This is a genomic window from Acinetobacter sp. V115_6 (assembly GCF_031799025.1).
GTDB classification, from domain to species: domain Bacteria; phylum Pseudomonadota; class Gammaproteobacteria; order Pseudomonadales; family Moraxellaceae; genus Acinetobacter; species Acinetobacter pittii.
This window is the reverse complement of record NZ_JAVQNO010000012.1, coordinates 88,367-105,643: the sequence shown is the minus strand read 5'-3', so window position 1 is coordinate 105,643 and position 17,277 is coordinate 88,367. Positions and strand designations below refer to the sequence as shown.

Genomic DNA, 17,277 nt, shown 5'->3' with positions numbered 1-17,277 from the left:
TTCTTCATGAGAGATGTACATGGATCCTAGAAGTGAAGTGGTATTAAGACAACAAGACTATTTAAAAGGTAGAATCTTGTTAATTAATGCACCGAATGATGCCTTAGTCAGTCAATTACCTACTGAGGTTGATGCGTCAGTCTGGACATGGAACTATGCCGACTACCAGAGCTTTATAAATAGTGGAACAAATGCGCATTTCTCAGTTGAGTTTCCATTACAAGAATTCGATCAAGCGATCATTTTTGTTCCCAAATCTAAAGAACTGTTAAATTACATACTGCATGTCGTAATGAGCAATCTTAAAACTGCTCAGTCTGTTTTTTTAGTCGGTGAGAAAAAAGGTGGTGTTGAACGCGCTGCCAAACAATTACAAAGCTTCGGCAAAGTACTTAAACTTGATAGTGCACGTCACTGTCAGCTATGGCACTTAAAAATTGAAAAAACAGAACAAATTAAACCTCTCGAAAGTTGGCTTAAAACTTACAATGTTCATGTTAATGAACAAGAGCTTACGATTTGTGCCCTTCCCGGTGTATTTAGCCAAAATCATCTAGATGTCGGAACAGCTGTTTTACTCCCTTATCTTAATCAGGTGAAATCAGGTAGAATTGCCGACTTCGGGTGTGGTGCTGGAATTATCAGTTGCTATTTGGCAAAAATAAATTCAAGTAATATTATTCATGCCCTAGATATTGATGCTTTCGCTTTACGGTCAACGGAAATGACTTTTAGTCGAAATGGAATAGGGTCAGACCAGTTGAGATTGCAGCCTGTCACAGGTATTGCAGACGCTCCAACAGAACTCGATGCCATTGTCAGTAATCCCCCTTTCCATCAAGGTATTCATACCAACTATGATGCAAGTGAAGGACTCTGCCAAAACGCTAAAAAACATTTAAAGGCATCAGGTGAGCTATGGATTGTAGCAAACCGTTTTTTAAACTATCCGATCTTAATTGAGAAGCACTTTGGTCAGTGCCAGATTAAAACTGATCATCAAGGCTTTAAGGTGTTATATGCCTGTGCATAACAAACTATGTAAGGAATCTCCATGAGCGAAACACATGCTCCTGAAAAACTCCAGCGTAAGCTTGGGGCTCGTCATCTGAATATGATCGCCATTGGTGGTTCCATTGGTACAGGCCTCTTCCTTGCTTCTGGATCAACCATTGCAAATGCTGGTCCTGGTGGAGCGCTACTCGCCTATTCACTTATTGGCATTATGATTTACTTCTTAATGACCAGCTTAGGTGAGCTTGCAACTCATACACCAACATCCGGTGCCTTTTTTACTTACGGCAGTCGTTATGTTGAAGAAGGTTTTGGTTTCGCTCTAGGTTGGAACTATTGGTATAACTGGGCCATCACAGTTGCATTCGAACTTGTTGCGGTCCAGTTCATTATGAAGTTCTGGTTCCCTGATATTCCGGGGTTCTATTGGAGTGCTCTATTCCTTGCCGTTATTTTTATGATTAACGCAATGACAGTAAAGGGATTTGGCGAAAGCGAATTCTGGTTCTCAATGGTAAAAGTGATTGCGATTGTTGCATTCATTATTATTGGCTTAGCCATGATCATCAAGATTATGCTAACTCCTGGTGTTGCAACATTCGGGAACTGGACTTACAAAGAGGCACCTTTTGTAGGTGGTTTACAAGCCATGATTGGTGTGGCAATGATTGCCGGATTCTCTTTCCAAGGAACTGAAATGGTTGGGGTTGCTGCTGGCGAATCAAAAGATCCAAAGAAGACAATTCCACTTGCAATCAAACAGATTTTCTGGCGAATCTTATTATTCTATATCCTATGTATTTTCATTATCGGCACTCTGATTGCCTATGATGATCCAAATTTATTGCAAGCAGCTGCCACTGAAGATATCGCACTTTCTCCGTTTACATTGCTTTATGAAAGAGTAGGCTTTGCTTTCGCTGCGGGGTTAATGAATGCTGTCATTCTTACCGCTATTTTATCAGCAGGTAATTCAGGCATGTATTCTTCAACTCGCATGTTGTTTAAAATGGCTCAAGAAGGCCGTGCACCAAAGTGGTTTGCAAAACTCGATGGTCGTGGCGTTCCGATGAATGCACTCTATGCCACCACATTTATTGCCGCTTTTTGCTTCTTGACGACTTTTATTGGAGAAAAGCAAGTATTTAACTGGCTACTCAATATGTCTGGTATGTGTGGTTTCATTGTTTGGTTAGGAATTGCGATTTCACACTATCGCTTCCGTAAAGGATATATTGCTCAAGGCTATAAATTAGAAGATTTAGCATATCGTGCCAAGTTTTTCCCATTTGCACCTTGGTTTGCATTTATTCTCTGTTCAATCATCATCTTAGGGCAGAACTATCAAGCCATTTTAGGTGGAAAAATCGATTGGTTAGGCTTACTTTCAACTTATATTAGCTTGCCATTGTTCTTGATCATTTGGTTAGGTTATAAGTTGAAAAATAAAACCAAATTGATCTCTTACGATCAAATGAACGTCAAACCTGAGCAAGATTAAAACTCGTCATTAAAGTAAATCAAAGATCAAAAGCTTGATCTTTGATTTAAAAAGCGTAAAATGCCGTTCAGATTTTCAACGGCACTTTTAAATAAGGAGGACATCATGCCATTAGTACAAGGTAAAACAGATTAAATAATTTGGCACGATGTCAGCTCACGGACAAGTGTACAAATTCACACCACTTGTCCGAATGCTTAAACTTAGAACCTAGCATTCGCTAGGTTTTTTTATGCCTATTCGGACGGAAAAATAAGAGAAAAATTATGGGCATACAAAAAATATTAAACGAAGAGGCACTCTATGGTGTCCCTGTTAAAATTTTCACTCAAGATATAGATAGTGAAAGTGTCGAACAACTCAAGAAAATGGCTCAGCTGCAATTCATCTATTCTCACATTGCAGTTATGCCTGATGTGCATGTGGGTAAAGGCGCTACTGTAGGTAGTGTTATTCCAACCAAACACGCCATTATTCCTGCTGCTGTAGGAGTTGATATTGGATGTGGGATGAATGCAATTCGCTTGAGTTTAAAGGCTTCACAATTACCTGATAACTTAAGTCGTTTGCGTGATGCGATCGAACGTAAAGTCCCTGTTGGCTTTGCTTTGCATAAACAAGTCAAAGCGAAAGCTTCTAGCATTATTCCACTTGAAAAACGCTTAGAACCAATTATCAAAAAGCATCCTGGTCTTGTCCGAATGCTTCGACAATTTGATGCAACATGGCAAAAGCAACTTGGTACTTTAGGTGGTGGCAATCACTTTATAGAATTATGTATTGATGAAAATCAAGACATATGGGTGATGCTGCATTCAGGTAGCAGAGGACTGGGTAACGTCATTGGTACTTACTTTATTGAACTTGCCAAGAAAGAAGCACAACATCGCTTTGGCCATGTTCCAGATAAAGACTTAAGTTATTTTGCTGAAGGCTCAAAAAGTTTTGATGATTATGTAGAAGCTGTAGAGTGGGCACAAGAATATGCTTTTGAAAATCGCAAAGAGATGATGCGATTAATTTTAGAAGCGATCCGCCCTCTTCTACCTTCTTTTCAAATGACAAAAGAAGCGATTAATTGTCATCATAATTATGTAAGCCGTGAAACACATTTTGGCGAAAATCTATTGATTACCCGAAAAGGTGCAATTAGAGCAGGCTTAGATGAGTTAGGTATTATTCCAGGTTCAATGGGAGCACGATCTTATATCGTTAAAGGCAAAGCAAATCCTGAATCATTTTGTTCTTGTTCTCATGGCGCTGGTCGCAAGATGAGCAGAAGTAAAGCAAAAGTTCTTTTTAATCAGCAAGATCTTATTGAACAAACCCAAGGTATTGAATGCCGTAAAGACAATGGCGTTGTCGATGAAATTCCAAGCGCCTATAAAGACATTGATGAAGTCATGGCCAATCAGTCAGATCTCATTGAAGTCGTTCATACCCTAAAGCAAGTTTTATGTATTAAAGGTTAAAGCATGAAAATTAAAGAAGTGCCAAAGATCAAAGTCCGTAATCAAGTAGCTCTATCCCCTTTACTTCACAAAGGTGGTATGCACGAAACGGAAAAACCTCGTGCTCAACATCGCAGAGATAGACAAGACACTAAACAGCAATTGAAGAAAGGTAATTGGTAACTAATTTAAACCAAGATCGAAAGTCATTATTAAGGAGACACAGAAATGGCTAAATATTTTAAAAATCGCCATAAAAAAAGCGACTCTAACGAGTCGCTTTTTTACTGTTCAAGAACTCAAATTATTGAGCTTGTTGACCAGGTTGAACTACTACAGTACGGCTACCAGTGATTGTCGCGAATACACGACGGTTCATAGCACGACCTTCTTTAGTCTTGTTGTCAGCAATCGGTTGATCCCAAGCGAAACCTTGAGTAGACAAACGAGATGCATCAACGTTGTATTCGTTTACAAGAGCTGATTTAACAGAGTTAGCACGGGCTAAAGATAAACGTTCGTTCAACTTACGTGGACCAGTGTTATCTGTGTGACCTTCGATACGTGCAGTAGCGTTAGGGTATTCAGTTAACTTCTCAGCAACTTTAGCGATTTCTGGCTTGTATTGGTCTTTGATGTTTGATTTGTTAGTATCAAAGAACACACGAAGTTCCATGTTAAGGTCTTCAGTCAACTCTTGTGGTTGTGGAGCAACTGGAGTTGGTTCAACTGGAGCAACTTCTACTACAGGAGCAGCAGGCTTCAAGTGACCACCAAGAACTACGTTTAAACCAGCAAGAGCTGTATAACGCCAGTATTTTTCGTCAAAATCATAAGTACCACGAGCTTCTGTACGAAGTGATAGTGCGTCGTTCAAACGGTAGAAAGCACCAACACCGGCATTACCGATAGTGTCTTTCTTGTCTTCATAGATACCATCAAACTCAGTTTTAGTTTGACCTGCACCTAATAATACATACGGCTTGAATTTGCTGTCGTAGTTCTTAGTGATTAAGTCTGAAGTTGCGTAGAAGTTACCAGCAATAGTTTTTTGCTTATATTCAGAACCAGCTACGCCAGTACCTTCAAGATCGCCTTTAACTTGGTTATATTCAGCTTCAAAACCTAACCAAGGAGTTAACTCAACACCTAGTGCAGCACCAACGAATAAATCATCTTGTAATTCAGCATGACTTGTTAATTTATCGTTGTTGTGGTCACTATCCTGCCAAGTATAACCTACTAGTAAAGGAGTAACAGTTACGCCCGCATTAGCAGCAGCTAATGGAGCAGCGACAAGCATAGCAAGTGCAATACGACTCAATTTCATGGATATCCTCCAGAGATAACAATTGTTGTTCAAGCTCAGCCTAAATTTATTGGCCCCTGAGATATTTTCACCCCAGTATTATTTTTAAGCTATTCACATTTGAATCATACAAACACTTGATAGACTTTCCAAGTGCTTGATAATTTTAATCAAGTAAATTATTGACAAAATTACTTACAATTTCCGTTGTAATTCGGTAATTTTTCACTCAACTAGCAAATATGAACAACTTCTTTCTTTCGCTTACGGTGATTTTACCAGTATTCTAGCATCCTGATAACCTTTATTTAATTTTGTGTTTCCTCACTATAAAAATCATTATAAATCATTGATAGAAAGCATAAAATCAAAATATTTCTTTATATATTAAGGAATTTTAATGTTTAAAACTCCCGGTTTCACGTTGTTGGAACTCACTATAACGCTCGCAATTCTTATGATCATGGTCACTATAGCGCTTCCTTTATATCATCAATTTATGGCTTCTGTAGAATTAAAAAATTCGTCTCGACTACTCACAATTCATATACAAAAAGCCAAATACGACGCAATTCTACGACATAAGAGTGTCGTACTTTGCCCAAGTGTTGATTTGTCTACATGTAATAGTAACTGGGATACAAGTCTTATAAGCTTTGTAGACACGAATCAGAATCTACAAAGAGAAAACAATGAAGAAGTATTAACCAATGTTGAACTTGCTCATCGCTACGGTTCTTTAAAATTTCAAAAGTTTGGAAAAAAACTAAATAGTATTGTATTTCAGGGCGACACAGGACTTCCACGCGAATCTAACGGCACTTTTACTTACTGTTCTTATAACCAGCTTAAAAACTTTAAATTAATTCTCAGCAAAATGGGACACACCCGTTTAGAAGACCTTAAAAATTGTTAGAACTCTACAGTCTAATGCAGAAGATATCTCTCTTTGATTTTTGCAATATACTGCCTAGGTTTTAAACATTTCTTATTTTGAGATTAAGAACAATCGGAGATTACAACAATGACTGACATCGTAATTGTAAATGGTGCTCGTACTGCCATGGGTGGTTTTCAAGGATCACTATCAGGACTTACAGCGCCTGAATTAGGTGCTGTAACGATTAAAGAAGCAATCGCACGAGCAGGTTTACAACCTACTGATGTCGAAGAAGTCATTATGGGTTGTGTACTGCCTGCAGGCCTAAAACAAGGTCCAGCACGTCAAGCGATGCGTAAAGCTGGCTTACCAGACTCTACAAGTGCAGTAACGATTAACAAGCTTTGTGGTTCTGGCATGAAAGCTGTTATGCAAGCCGCTGATATGATTAAAGCAGGTAGTGCTGAAGTTGTTGTTGCTGGTGGCATGGAGTCTATGACAAATGCACCTTATGTTTTACCAAAAGCACGAGCTGGCTACCGCATGGGCCATGGCGAAATTAAAGATCATATGTTCTTTGATGGGCTTGAAGATGCTGAAACTGGGCGTTTAATGGGTTCTTTTGCTCAAGATATGGCAAATACTCGTGGCTATACACGTGAGCAAATGGATGACTTTGCGATTCGCTCTTTGAAACGTGCTCAAACAGCAATTACTGAAGGTTATTTCAAAGACGAAATCGTTCCAGTTACCGTACCTAGTCGTAAAGGTGATGTCATTGTTGATCAGGATGAACAACCTTTAAATGCCAAGATTGACAAGATTCCTTCACTCAAACCAGCTTTTGCAAAAGACGGTACGATTACCGCCGCAAATGCAAGTTCTATTTCGGATGGTGCGTCTGCATTAGTATTAACTTCAAGTGAAGTTGCAGCACAGCGTGGTTTGCAACCGCTTGCAAAAATTATCGCGACAGCGTCAAACTCTCAGCATCCTTCAGAATTTACGATCGCTCCAGTTGGTGCTATTGAAAAAGTTCTTAAAAAAGCGGGATGGAATGCTCAAGACGTCGATCTTTGGGAAATCAACGAAGCTTTTGCTATGGTTACTATGTGCCCAATTGATGATTTCAAACTTGATGCAGAGAAAGTAAATATCAATGGTGGTGCTTGTGCACTAGGTCACCCTGTAGGTTCTACGGGCTCTCGTATTATTCTTACACTTATTCATGCACTGAAACGTACTGGCGGTAAAAAAGGTATTGCTGCACTCTGTATTGGTGGTGGTGAGGCAACAGCAGTTGCAATTGAACTCATTTAATCCAAATTCGAAAATCCCACTTCGGTGGGATTTTTTATGAAAAAACTACAAAAAATGACCCACAAAATCACTTTTAAGTTTTAACTTATTCCTTTAAACGAAAACAACAATGGACAATAACAATGCAACTCAATCACTATCTCAATTTCCAAGGTCAAGCAGAACAAGCCTTTAACTTTTATAAATCAGTATTTGGTGGTGAATTCGGTATGTTAAGCCGTTATGGTGATATGCCAGCGCCTGAGGGTGTGACGTTATCGGAAGCCGACAAAAATCTGGTTCTACATGTTTCTTTACCGATTAATGAGTACACTGTGCTTATGGCCTCAGATACAAATGATCAGTTTTGTGCCCCTAACAGCGTTTTTACCCAAGGAAATAATCACTACATCTCAATCAACCTTGAAAAAGATGAGCACGAAAAAGCAAAACAACTTTTTGATGCTTTATCTGTTAATGGGCAAATTGAAATGCCTTTAGAAAAAACGTTCTGGGGCGCATTGTACGGTGCTTTTACCGATCAGTTCGGTATAAAGTGGATGGTTAACTGCCAGCTCGATACCTAATATGTTCAATATTTAGCCCTTATAGAGATACTTAATATTTCTATAAGGGCTTTAAACATCGATATTGGAATATTGTGCAATAATCATTAAACCTACAGTAATAAAACCAATTCCCACCCATCCTGCCATATCAATATTCTGACCAAGAAAAATCTTTGCCAAAAAAGCTGTTGCTAATACACCTATCCCAGACCAAAGTACATATAAGATTCCAGCTTGCATATATTTCAAAGCAATAGCAGCGCATGCAAAAGAAATAATATACAAAACCAGAGCAATGCCTTGAGCTGTTTTATTGACTAAGCCATTCCCCTTAGCAGAATAAAATGTTGAGAGTACATCTGTCGCAATAGCAAAAAGTAGCCACCAAGCACCAGGATTTATTTTTGAAATTAAACCAAACATTGTTGTTCTTCAGTTGAGTCATTTAAAAATTATTCATAAAAAAAGCTGAACCTGAGTTCAGCCTTTATATTTAAAAACTATTTAAGCGCCAGTTTGATAACTTGCTTGCGGTACGGCTGTTGAGGCTTGGTATGGGTTGGTAAAGTCTTGCAAACCAGCTGCCGCTTCTTGCACATCTTTACCTTCTTTAATCACAAAACTATCAAAACCTGAACGTTTTAAATAGTTTAAGACATCCTTAAACACATCACCAGTTGCACGCAACTCACCTTGAAAACCTTGACGACGTAGTAGTGCAGCGAATGAATAACCACGACCATCACCAAAACCCGCGAACTCAATGAAGATTGCATCAAGTTCATTTAATGGAAATGTGTGCTCTTCAGGTGAATCATTTACAGTCACATACAAAGCTTTTTTGCCTTGAACGTTAGCTAATTGATCGAGTTGAGCTGTTGTTACAACAACATCACCTTGGGGAATAACACCATCTTCAGCAATGATTTGATAAGTATTATCTGTAATCGTGCCATCTTTATAAAGCACTGGTAGAGCTGTATTAAGCATATGCACGCTCCTTAAATGGTTGAATTCCTACACGGCGATATGTATCAACAAAACGCTCACCTTCAGTACGTAGATCAAGATAAGTATTCAATACTTCTTCAATGACATCTGGCACTGCATCTGCTGCAAATGATGGGCCTAAGATGTCACCGATCGATGCATCATGATCAGAATTACCACCTAATGTAATTTGGTAGAATTCAGCACCTTTCTTATCTACACCTAAAATACCGATGTTACCTACGTGGTGGTGACCACAAGCATTCATACAACCAGAAATATTTAGATCTAAATGACCAAGATCATAAACTTTGTCTAAGTCATCAAAACGACGTGTAATTGCTTCAGCAATTGGAATTGATTTCGCATTTGCAAGTGAACAGAAATCACCGCCTGGGCAACTAATGATATCGGTAATAAAGCCGATATGTGCACGCGCCATATTTTGTTGTTCAAGCGCTTGCCATACATCAAACAAATCTTTTTGAGGCACATCTGCCAAAGCAATGTTTTGCTCATGAGTCGTGCGAAGTTCGCCGAAAGTATATTTATCAGCAAGGTCTGCAATAAAATTCATTTCTTCGGTGGTCATATCACCTGGCGCAATACCTGCGCGTTTTAGAGAAATCGTAACAATACGATAGCCCTTCACTTTATGCGCATGCGTGTTGATGTTGAACCACTGTTTGAATTTTGGATGTTCAGCAAATAAAGCTGTAAAGTCTTCATCTGCCAAATCTTGATAATCAAACGGGGTGAATTCTTCATCCAGTTTTTTCAAGATTTCTGGCTGAATCTTCAATGCTTCACGTGTATGTTCAAATTCAGCTTCAACTTTCTGTGCAAACACTTCAGGAGTTAATGCTTTAACTAGAATTTTGATACGTGCTTTATATTTGTTATCACGACGGCCATGCAAGTTATAAACACGTAAAACCGCTTCTAAGTAAGCAATTAAATCTTCACGTGGTAAAAACTCACGAATCACACTACCAATGATTGGAGTACGGCCTAAACCACCACCAGCCATAATTTTGTAGCCGATCTCGCCTGCTTCATTACGCACGATATAAACACCAATATCGTGGAATGCAGTTGCCGCACGATCTTTTTCTTCAAGTGCAGAAACAGCGATTTTGAACTTACGTGGCAAGAATGCAAATTCTGGGTGGAATGTACTCCACTGACGAATCAACTCACATGTTGGACGTGGGTCTGCAATTTCACCAGCAACCACACCTGCATATTGGTCAGTTGTGGTGTTACGAATACAGTTACCACTGGTTTGAATGGCATGCATTTGTACAGTTGCAAGTTCAGCCAAAATATCTGGCACATCTTCAAGCGCAGGCCAGTTCAACTGGATGTTCTGACGTGTAGATACATGTGCATAACCACGGTCATAAGCAGTTGAAACTTCAGCAACTTTACGTAATTGTTTAGAATTCATTAAGCCATACGGCACAGCTATACGCAGCATAGGCGCATAACGTTGCACATATAAACCATTTTGCAAACGTAATGGACGATATTCGTCTTCAGAAAGTTTGCCAGCTAAATAGCGTTCTGTTTGATCACGGAACTGAGCAACTCGTTCATTAACCAGCTGCTGGTCGAAATCGGTATATAAATACATGGCGTATGGCTAGTAGATTCATTATTAAGGCGGATAGCATAGCGAGCTTTTATTCATCAATAAAATGCTTTTTTTGCATATTTAATAACGGTTTTATTGATAAGCTTTAATATAAATCGACATAAAAAAAGCCCGGATAAATCCAGGCCCTTTCTATAAAAGCTTTTTATTTGTTATCTGGTAAGGCATAAGCCACTAAATAGTCGCCCATTTTCGTACCAAATGAACCATGACCACCAGCCATGATCACAACATATTGCTTACCATTGATTTCATAAGTCATTGGTGTTGCTTGTCCACCTGCTGGTAAACGCGCTTCCCAAAGTTTCTTACCGTTAGTAACGTTAAACGCACGTAAGTAGTTATCTTGAGTTGCACCAACAAACATGACATTACCGGCAGTAGAAATTGAACCACCTAAACCAGGCACACCAATTTTCACAGCTGGTAACTGGAACAAGTTCGGCAAGCTGTCACGGATTGTACCAATACGTTTTTTCCATACCACTTCATGAGTTTTCAAATCAACGCCAGCTACATAGCCCCAAGCCGGTTGTTTACAAGGTAAACCAAGCGGAGATAAGAATGCGCTAATTTCAACACCATACGGTACGCCGTACATCGGTTGTACGCCCTGCTCAGTTCCCGCACCTTTTGCAGTTTGTGCACGGTTTGGATCAGCAGGAATTAAACGACTGACGAATGGCAGACCAATCGGGTTCATTACAGCAACCTGACGATCAGGGTTAACTGACATACCGCCCCATTCAAACACACCTAAGTTACCAGGGAAAACTAAAGTACCGTTTTCAGATGGTGGCGTATAAATACCATCGTAATTTAGACGTTTGAAAGATACACGACACATGAGCTGATCAAGCATAGTGGCACCCCACATGTCTTTATCAGTCAATTTATCTTGTGGCGCCAAGTTCAAGTCAGAGAATGGCTGAGTTTTTGAATAGAACTCACCTTTAGTTTGTGGTCCACGTTTAACTGTTTGTGGAACTGGTTTCTCAGTTACAGGAACAATCGGTTGACCATTACGGCGATCAAGCACAAAGGCATTACCTGTTTTCGTCAATACATAGATTGCAGGAACAGTTTGGCCAGCTTTATTTTTGATATCAGCTAAAGATGGTTGTGATGGTACATCCATATCCCATAAATCGTGATGGGTTGTCTGGAAGTTCCACACTAATTTACCAGTAGAAGCATTAATCGCTAACATTGAGTTTGCATAACGCTCTTTCAGCTCGGTACGGTCACCACCCCAGATATCTGGTGTACCTACACCTGTTGGTACATAAACAATATCAAGTTTGGCATCGTATGCTAAAGGTGCCCACGCATTTGGTGAGTTGTGAACAAAAGTAGTACCTTCGCCCGGCATTGCATTTGGATCTGCTGCGCCAGTATCAAATACCCAAAGAAGTTTACCAGTGTTAACGTCGTATCCACGAATCACACCAGATGGCTCTTTATTTGAGTAGTTATCTGTTACAGAACCCGCAATAACAACAGTTGAACCAGTCACGATACCAGGAGATGTTGGGTTGTAACCGCCTGGATAAGCATATGGCATAAACTCTTGTAAGTTCACTTGACCATTTTGACCAAAGTCAGTACATGCTTTACCAGTGTCAGCATTTACAGCCACTAAACGGCCATCGTTGACTGGTACAAATACCTTACGTGGACATTGTGTAGAGCTAGATTTCTTGCTTTGAAGACTCGTTGCAAACTCAGTTGTATTGTTTGCATCGTAATACATCACACCACGACAAGTTAAATGCTGGAACGATTTATCCGTTTTAAGTTTCGGATCAAAACGCCATTTTTCTTTACCTGTAGCAGGATCAATCGCAATTAACTGCTGGTGAGCTGTACAGATAAACATGTTGTTACCGATTTTAATCGGTGTAACCTGATTGGTCGTTTCGCCAGAGTCGTTATCTGTCTTAAGATCGCCAGTACGTAAAGTCCAAGCAACTTTCAAGTCTTTTACGTTTTGATCATTGATCTGTTTCAATGGAGAATAACGCACGCCTGCTTGAGTACGACCATAAGCTGGCCAATCACTTTCAGCAACACCAGGCACGGCTTGAGCTGTTTCTGGTTGAGGCGTTTTGATTTCACCATTAATTTCTTGCGGATCATTGAAGATAGAATAAACCATCAACACGATTGCAATTGCTAAAGTTGAAGATAAGGCAACTTTACTTGATCCAAGGTTGTTGATTCCACGAGTTACAGCCGGAACCAATAACCATAAACCAAGAATACCTAAAATATCTAAACGTGGTGCAAGCGCCCAAAAGTCTGTTCCAACTTCCCAGACACTCCAGATAATAGTTCCTAGCATTAATGCAGCATAAACCCACAAAGCAGTAGAAGCACGCTTGTAGAGTTGCCATGCAACAATGAGGAGTAATACTCCAGCTATAATGTAGTAAATTGAACCGCCTAGTGTAGCGAGCCAAATACCTCCAATTAACAGGAATAACGCCAGTAACCCAATAATAATTACGGTAAAAGTCGTTAAACCTGATCTTGAAGTAGGTTGATTCATAAACCACCTCTTATCAATCATCATTTTTATAGGAAAGATGTGCCAAGAACCTTATAGAAAAATGGCATCACCAATACATCTAAAACAAATTCAGGCATCAAGAAAAAACGGAAGGTCAGGATAATTCAATCAATGAGTTAGCCCTCGACAATCCGTTTTTCGGAGTAATTACGCTTAGAATGCAGTTGAGAATTTAATACCGCCAACCCAAGTGTTATCACCATTTTTTAATGCACCAACATGACGAACATATTGCACATTTGGACGAATAGTTAACCAGTTAGTGGCATGAATACCGTAGTAAAGCTCGGTATTGTATTCAGTGTCATATTCTTTAGTTTGAACATCGTTCCAATCATCATTGATATGGATACGAGCAACACCGAGTGCCAACTCATCTTGAGGACGTTGATTGAGCAAACCTTTATAGACCAAGCCTACATTTTGCATGTTATCAATTTTGTTGGTATCAGAGTCGTGGAAAGTCAGGTTCACAAAACCTGTCAAACCGCGATCAGTTTGATCAGCAGGCTGGAATAATTTTTGTTTTGCAGTTACCCACACCCCTTGTTTATGAGATGTTTGAGCCTTATTCGTGATTTCTTCAGCGTCAGCAGTGCTGTAGTAATAACCTAAACGGTATTCACCAGCCATACTTTGAACACCTAATTTAGGTGACCAAACCACTTCAGCAGGAATAATTGCACCGTGAGAACCATCAGTACTTAAGTTAAAACCTTTACCTCGGTCCAGATTTTCCGGGTTGTATTCATATACACCAACTTGCGTATATAAGTCAGGTTGCAAGTTATATTTAACACGCATTGCCCATTGGCTTACTGGCCAGTTATACCACTGATCGCCCACCCAGTTACCGACTTGCGAACCACAAAGTGCCAAGTTCTGGAAATCACAGTCAAAACTATTAAAGTCTTCACCTTCACCAAAACGACCTACTTTAACGTCTAATTTTTGATCCATGAATTTTTTCTTAATCCACAAATCTGTTAAACGCCAAGTTTGCTCACGCCCCCACACTTCTTGCACCGAGCTTAAGTGCCCTGCTAAAGCTGGTGAATGTTCAGAAAGCGACTGCCCATCACGATATGTTAATGTGATTTGAGCTTCAGTATCTTGCCAACCTAAAATTTTATTTAGGTCAAAATGAGTTCCTAGTGCAAGTTGCCCCGTATAAGCACTACCATGCGTAGACGTATTTTTTGAATCTAAAATACCGGCATATTCGCCGGTATATCCAAAAGAAAAATCATAACCTTGTGCTTGTAACGCGGTGCGTTGACCGTTCCAATCACCCAACATCCAAGGACTATTTGGGTCGAATGCAGCAGCAGCTTGTGCATGCTGTATAAAAAGAGTAATTGATAAAACGGATAAACAGGAAGCCATCAAGGATTTATGTGTTTTCATGTTTACATACCTTTTATGTCTTTGTTTATAAAGGGTACGCTAATTTTATGTAAAGAAATTATTCAAAATGTTAATCGATTGATTAATCTAATAATAATCTTAATACACATTGTATGAAAAATGGCCCCAGCTCTTTACCACTGCCCTTCACCAAGTTTTTGACCTATAAAGGAATATCTCATTTTCGATCTTGAAAACTTAATTGGACAAGCCAATTGTGGTTCTGTATCCACTGTATTATTTTGCAAAGGTACATCCACAATCCATCCACGTTCTTGTGCTAAAGGCGAGTTTAAGGACTCAGTTAGGCTTAAAACAGGTTCTACACACACATCAAGATTTGCAAAAATTTCATGCCATTCTTTAAATGATTTCGTTTTAATTTTCTCTTGAATAGCTTGTTTAACTTCCTGTCGGTCTTCGACATCTAAGGAAGCACCTTTTTGTAATAATAAAGGCAAATCAAGCGCCACTGATAAACCAGACATAAATTGTGGCTCAAGACTACCTATTGAAAGATAACGACCATCTTGAGTCATATAATAGTCATAAAAAATACCGCCATTGAGCATGCCATGCTCTGGAGCCTGTTCAACTTGTGCCGCAAGTGTAGCGGATGCGGCCATACTATTGAGGCTAGCAACACAATCGGTCATGGAAATATCAATATATTGTCCCATTCCACTACGTCCACGTTCGACAACCGCAGCTAAAATTGCAATGACAGCATGAAGTGAACCACCTGCAATGTCTGCAACTTGAATACCGAGTGGTGGTGGACCACTGTCTTGTCGGCCGCTATATCCAGCAATACCTGCTAAAGCTAAATAGTTAATGTCATGCCCAGCTCTGTCTTTATAGCTCCCTGTTTGTCCATAACCTGTAATTGAACAATAAATGAGACGTGGGTTAATTTCGGCAAGTGTCGCGTAGTCTAAACCGAGACGACGCATAACATCAGGTCGGAACTGCTCTATGACAATATCAAACTCAGAAATTTTGGCTTTAATCAGATCAATACTCGCTTTATCTTTTAAATCCAGAACAATCGACTGTTTATTTCGGTTTAAATAACTATGTGCTGTTGCTTGACCATTTGCATATGGTGGCATGATTCGGATTAGATCTGGTCGTGATGGAGATTCGATATGGATGACTTCTGCTCCCATATCGGCCAGATACATTGTGGCAAAAGGTCCAGGTAAGAGCGTCGAGAAATCGAGAACTTTAAGTCCATTTAATGCTGTCGTCATCGTATTTTTAACCACTATTATTCGAATTTTCTTTTATATTAGTTAAGCAAATATACTAAAACAATGTCATGTTCAGCCATTTACCTTGATCATTTCGGCAATTTAACATGTAAAAAGTGCTTTTACTCTGTTGTAAATCGCCAATTTATTTTTTTAGACGGTCATTTAGGTCAATTTAAAGTGAACATCAAAGAGACTGAAGGATTCAATATGAGTCGCGATACGATTAGCATCCACTTCGTGAATGCGGCTTTGACAGGCGTAAAACGCCTTGGCATGGATGTTGAAATGCTCCTTTCACATGTGGGTATTGAAGCGGAATTATTACGTCAACCTAAAGCTCGAATCTCACCAGAACAATACACTCGTTTTATAAAAATGTTGTGGATGGTCACACAGGATGAACACGTTGGATTTGACGTACAACCGCGTCGTCTGGGCACTTTTGCCATTATGTGTCAATTGATTATTCACGCAAAAACATTAGGTCAAGCCCTTGAACTGTCATCTCAATTCTACAAATTATTTGGCGATGAATGGTCGGTAACACTAGAACGTGACAAACACGAAGCACGTCTCGTTCCTCTTATTCCAAAAACTTTAGATCCAGATCATTTCATTACTGAAAGTATGCTCATGATTTGGCACGGTCTAGCATCATGGTTGATTGAACGCCGTTTACCATTAGAACGTGTTCATTTTAGCTATCCACGTCCTGCTCATGCAGATGAATATGATGCACTATTTTTTGCACCAGTTATGCAGTTTGATACACCGCGTACTGAAATTACCTTTGCAGCTGATTATCTTGATTTGCCAATCCGCCAAGATGAGAAAACGCTAGAAGAATTCTTAAAAGCAGCTCCTGCTCAGCTTTTAGTAAAATTCAAAAACACCAACTCGCTAACTTCTCGTATTCGTGAAGTACTCAAAAGCCAAATTGGTGAAGAAATGCCAACGCTTAATGACGTTGCATCAATGTTATATTTATCTCCTCAAACCTTACGCCGCCGCTTAGCTGCCGAAGGTAAAAGCTACCAAGGCGTAAAAGATGCTTTACGCCGAGATGCTGCGATTCACTTGTTACTCAACCCTGAGTTAACACTTGAAGATGTTGCCCAACAAGTTGGCTTTAGTGAAACCAGTACTTTCCACCGTGCATTTAAAAAGTGGACGGGTGTAACCCCTGGCCTATATCGCCAGCTACATGGTTATCACTAATTCTTAAATCTATTTAGCTTCACATTTAGCCCAAGTTCAACTTGGGCTTTTTTGTATTTCTATTGGCAAAAATCATCACCTGACTGGTGCGCTTATCGTCATTGCGTTGCCTTTTAAAACCAGTACACTCAAAACACAACAAAGTTTAAGTAAT

15 protein-coding genes are annotated in these 17,277 nt (G+C 39.6%); 8 read left to right on the top strand and 7 right to left on the bottom strand.

From position 1 onward, the window contains the following. Positions 1 to 19: 19 nt before the first annotated feature. The 4 genes from RMA94_RS01770 to RMA94_RS01755 all read left to right on the top strand — a co-directional run bounded on the left by RMA94_RS01770 (position 20) and on the right by RMA94_RS01755 (position 4,149). Entirely contained in the window at positions 20 to 1,033 is a 1,014-nt protein-coding gene (locus RMA94_RS01770) for a methyltransferase (RefSeq protein WP_130173371.1), read from the top strand. A 21-nt stretch (positions 1,034 to 1,054) separates the two neighbouring features. Continuing rightward, positions 1,055 to 2,515 (top strand): amino acid permease, encoded by a 1,461-nt coding sequence (locus RMA94_RS01765; RefSeq protein ID WP_311081598.1) that lies wholly within the window; start codon positions 1,055 to 1,057, stop codon positions 2,513 to 2,515. Between the two features lie 266 nt (positions 2,516 to 2,781). Next, positions 2,782 to 3,987 (top strand): RtcB family protein, encoded by a 1,206-nt coding sequence (locus RMA94_RS01760; RefSeq protein WP_130173372.1) that lies wholly within the window; start codon positions 2,782 to 2,784, stop codon positions 3,985 to 3,987. Positions 3,988 to 3,990: 3 nt separating this feature from the next. Next, positions 3,991 to 4,149, top strand: coding sequence for a hypothetical protein (locus RMA94_RS01755; protein WP_165382233.1), 159 nt, complete (start codon positions 3,991 to 3,993; stop codon positions 4,147 to 4,149). 121 nt (positions 4,150 to 4,270) lie between these two features. Here the strand turns inward: RMA94_RS01755 and omp38 are convergent, their stop codons facing one another. Continuing rightward, positions 4,271 to 5,296, bottom strand: coding sequence for an outer membrane protein Omp38 (omp38, locus tag RMA94_RS01750; RefSeq protein ID WP_017385600.1), 1,026 nt, complete (start codon positions 5,294 to 5,296; stop codon positions 4,271 to 4,273). A 379-nt stretch (positions 5,297 to 5,675) separates the two neighbouring features. Here omp38 and RMA94_RS01745 point away from each other — a divergent pair, with 379 nt between their 5' ends. From RMA94_RS01745 to RMA94_RS01735, 3 genes are all read left to right on the top strand, one after another. Beyond that, positions 5,676 to 6,191, top strand: coding sequence for a GspH/FimT family pseudopilin (locus RMA94_RS01745; RefSeq protein ID WP_311081594.1), 516 nt, complete (start codon positions 5,676 to 5,678; stop codon positions 6,189 to 6,191). 108 nt (positions 6,192 to 6,299) lie between these two features. Further along, complete coding sequence (locus tag RMA94_RS01740) at positions 6,300 to 7,475, top strand: thiolase family protein (RefSeq protein WP_130173374.1); 1,176 nt, start codon at positions 6,300 to 6,302, stop codon at positions 7,473 to 7,475. Between the two features lie 122 nt (positions 7,476 to 7,597). Further along, positions 7,598 to 8,041 carry a VOC family protein gene (locus tag RMA94_RS01735; protein WP_311081593.1) on the top strand — a complete coding sequence of 148 codons (444 nt, stop codon included), beginning with the start codon at positions 7,598 to 7,600 and terminating at the stop codon, positions 8,039 to 8,041. A 51-nt stretch (positions 8,042 to 8,092) separates the two neighbouring features. Here the strand turns inward: RMA94_RS01735 and RMA94_RS01730 are convergent, their stop codons facing one another. The 6 genes from RMA94_RS01730 to RMA94_RS01705 all read right to left on the bottom strand — a co-directional run bounded on the left by RMA94_RS01730 (position 8,093) and on the right by RMA94_RS01705 (position 15,902). Next, positions 8,093 to 8,446 (bottom strand): multidrug efflux SMR transporter, encoded by a 354-nt coding sequence (locus tag RMA94_RS01730; protein ID WP_086265202.1) that lies wholly within the window; start codon positions 8,444 to 8,446, stop codon positions 8,093 to 8,095. Positions 8,447 to 8,527: 81 nt separating this feature from the next. After that, positions 8,528 to 9,013, bottom strand: coding sequence for a DUF934 domain-containing protein (locus RMA94_RS01725; RefSeq protein WP_017385604.1), 486 nt, complete (start codon positions 9,011 to 9,013; stop codon positions 8,528 to 8,530). Then, a complete protein-coding gene (locus RMA94_RS01720) occupies positions 9,006 to 10,649 on the bottom strand; it encodes a nitrite/sulfite reductase (RefSeq protein WP_004789205.1) in 1,644 nt (547 codons plus the stop codon). The genes RMA94_RS01725 and RMA94_RS01720 overlap by 8 nt, the downstream gene beginning before the upstream one ends. Before the next feature lie 166 nt (positions 10,650 to 10,815). Next, positions 10,816 to 13,221 carry a glucose/quinate/shikimate family membrane-bound PQQ-dependent dehydrogenase gene (locus RMA94_RS01715; RefSeq protein WP_005064285.1) on the bottom strand — a complete coding sequence of 802 codons (2,406 nt, stop codon included), beginning with the start codon at positions 13,219 to 13,221 and terminating at the stop codon, positions 10,816 to 10,818. 174 nt (positions 13,222 to 13,395) lie between these two features. Then, positions 13,396 to 14,628: a carbohydrate porin gene (locus RMA94_RS01710; RefSeq protein ID WP_081035415.1), complete on the bottom strand. Its 1,233-nt coding sequence runs from the start codon at positions 14,626 to 14,628 to the stop codon at positions 13,396 to 13,398. 155 nt (positions 14,629 to 14,783) lie between these two features. Next, complete coding sequence (locus tag RMA94_RS01705; RefSeq protein ID WP_032006043.1) at positions 14,784 to 15,902, bottom strand: CaiB/BaiF CoA-transferase family protein; 1,119 nt, start codon at positions 15,900 to 15,902, stop codon at positions 14,784 to 14,786. 210 nt (positions 15,903 to 16,112) lie between these two features. Between RMA94_RS01705 and RMA94_RS01700 the strand changes: the two genes are divergently transcribed. Then, complete coding sequence (locus tag RMA94_RS01700; RefSeq protein ID WP_311081589.1) at positions 16,113 to 17,123, top strand: AraC family transcriptional regulator; 1,011 nt, start codon at positions 16,113 to 16,115, stop codon at positions 17,121 to 17,123. Positions 17,124 to 17,277 lie beyond the last annotated feature (154 nt).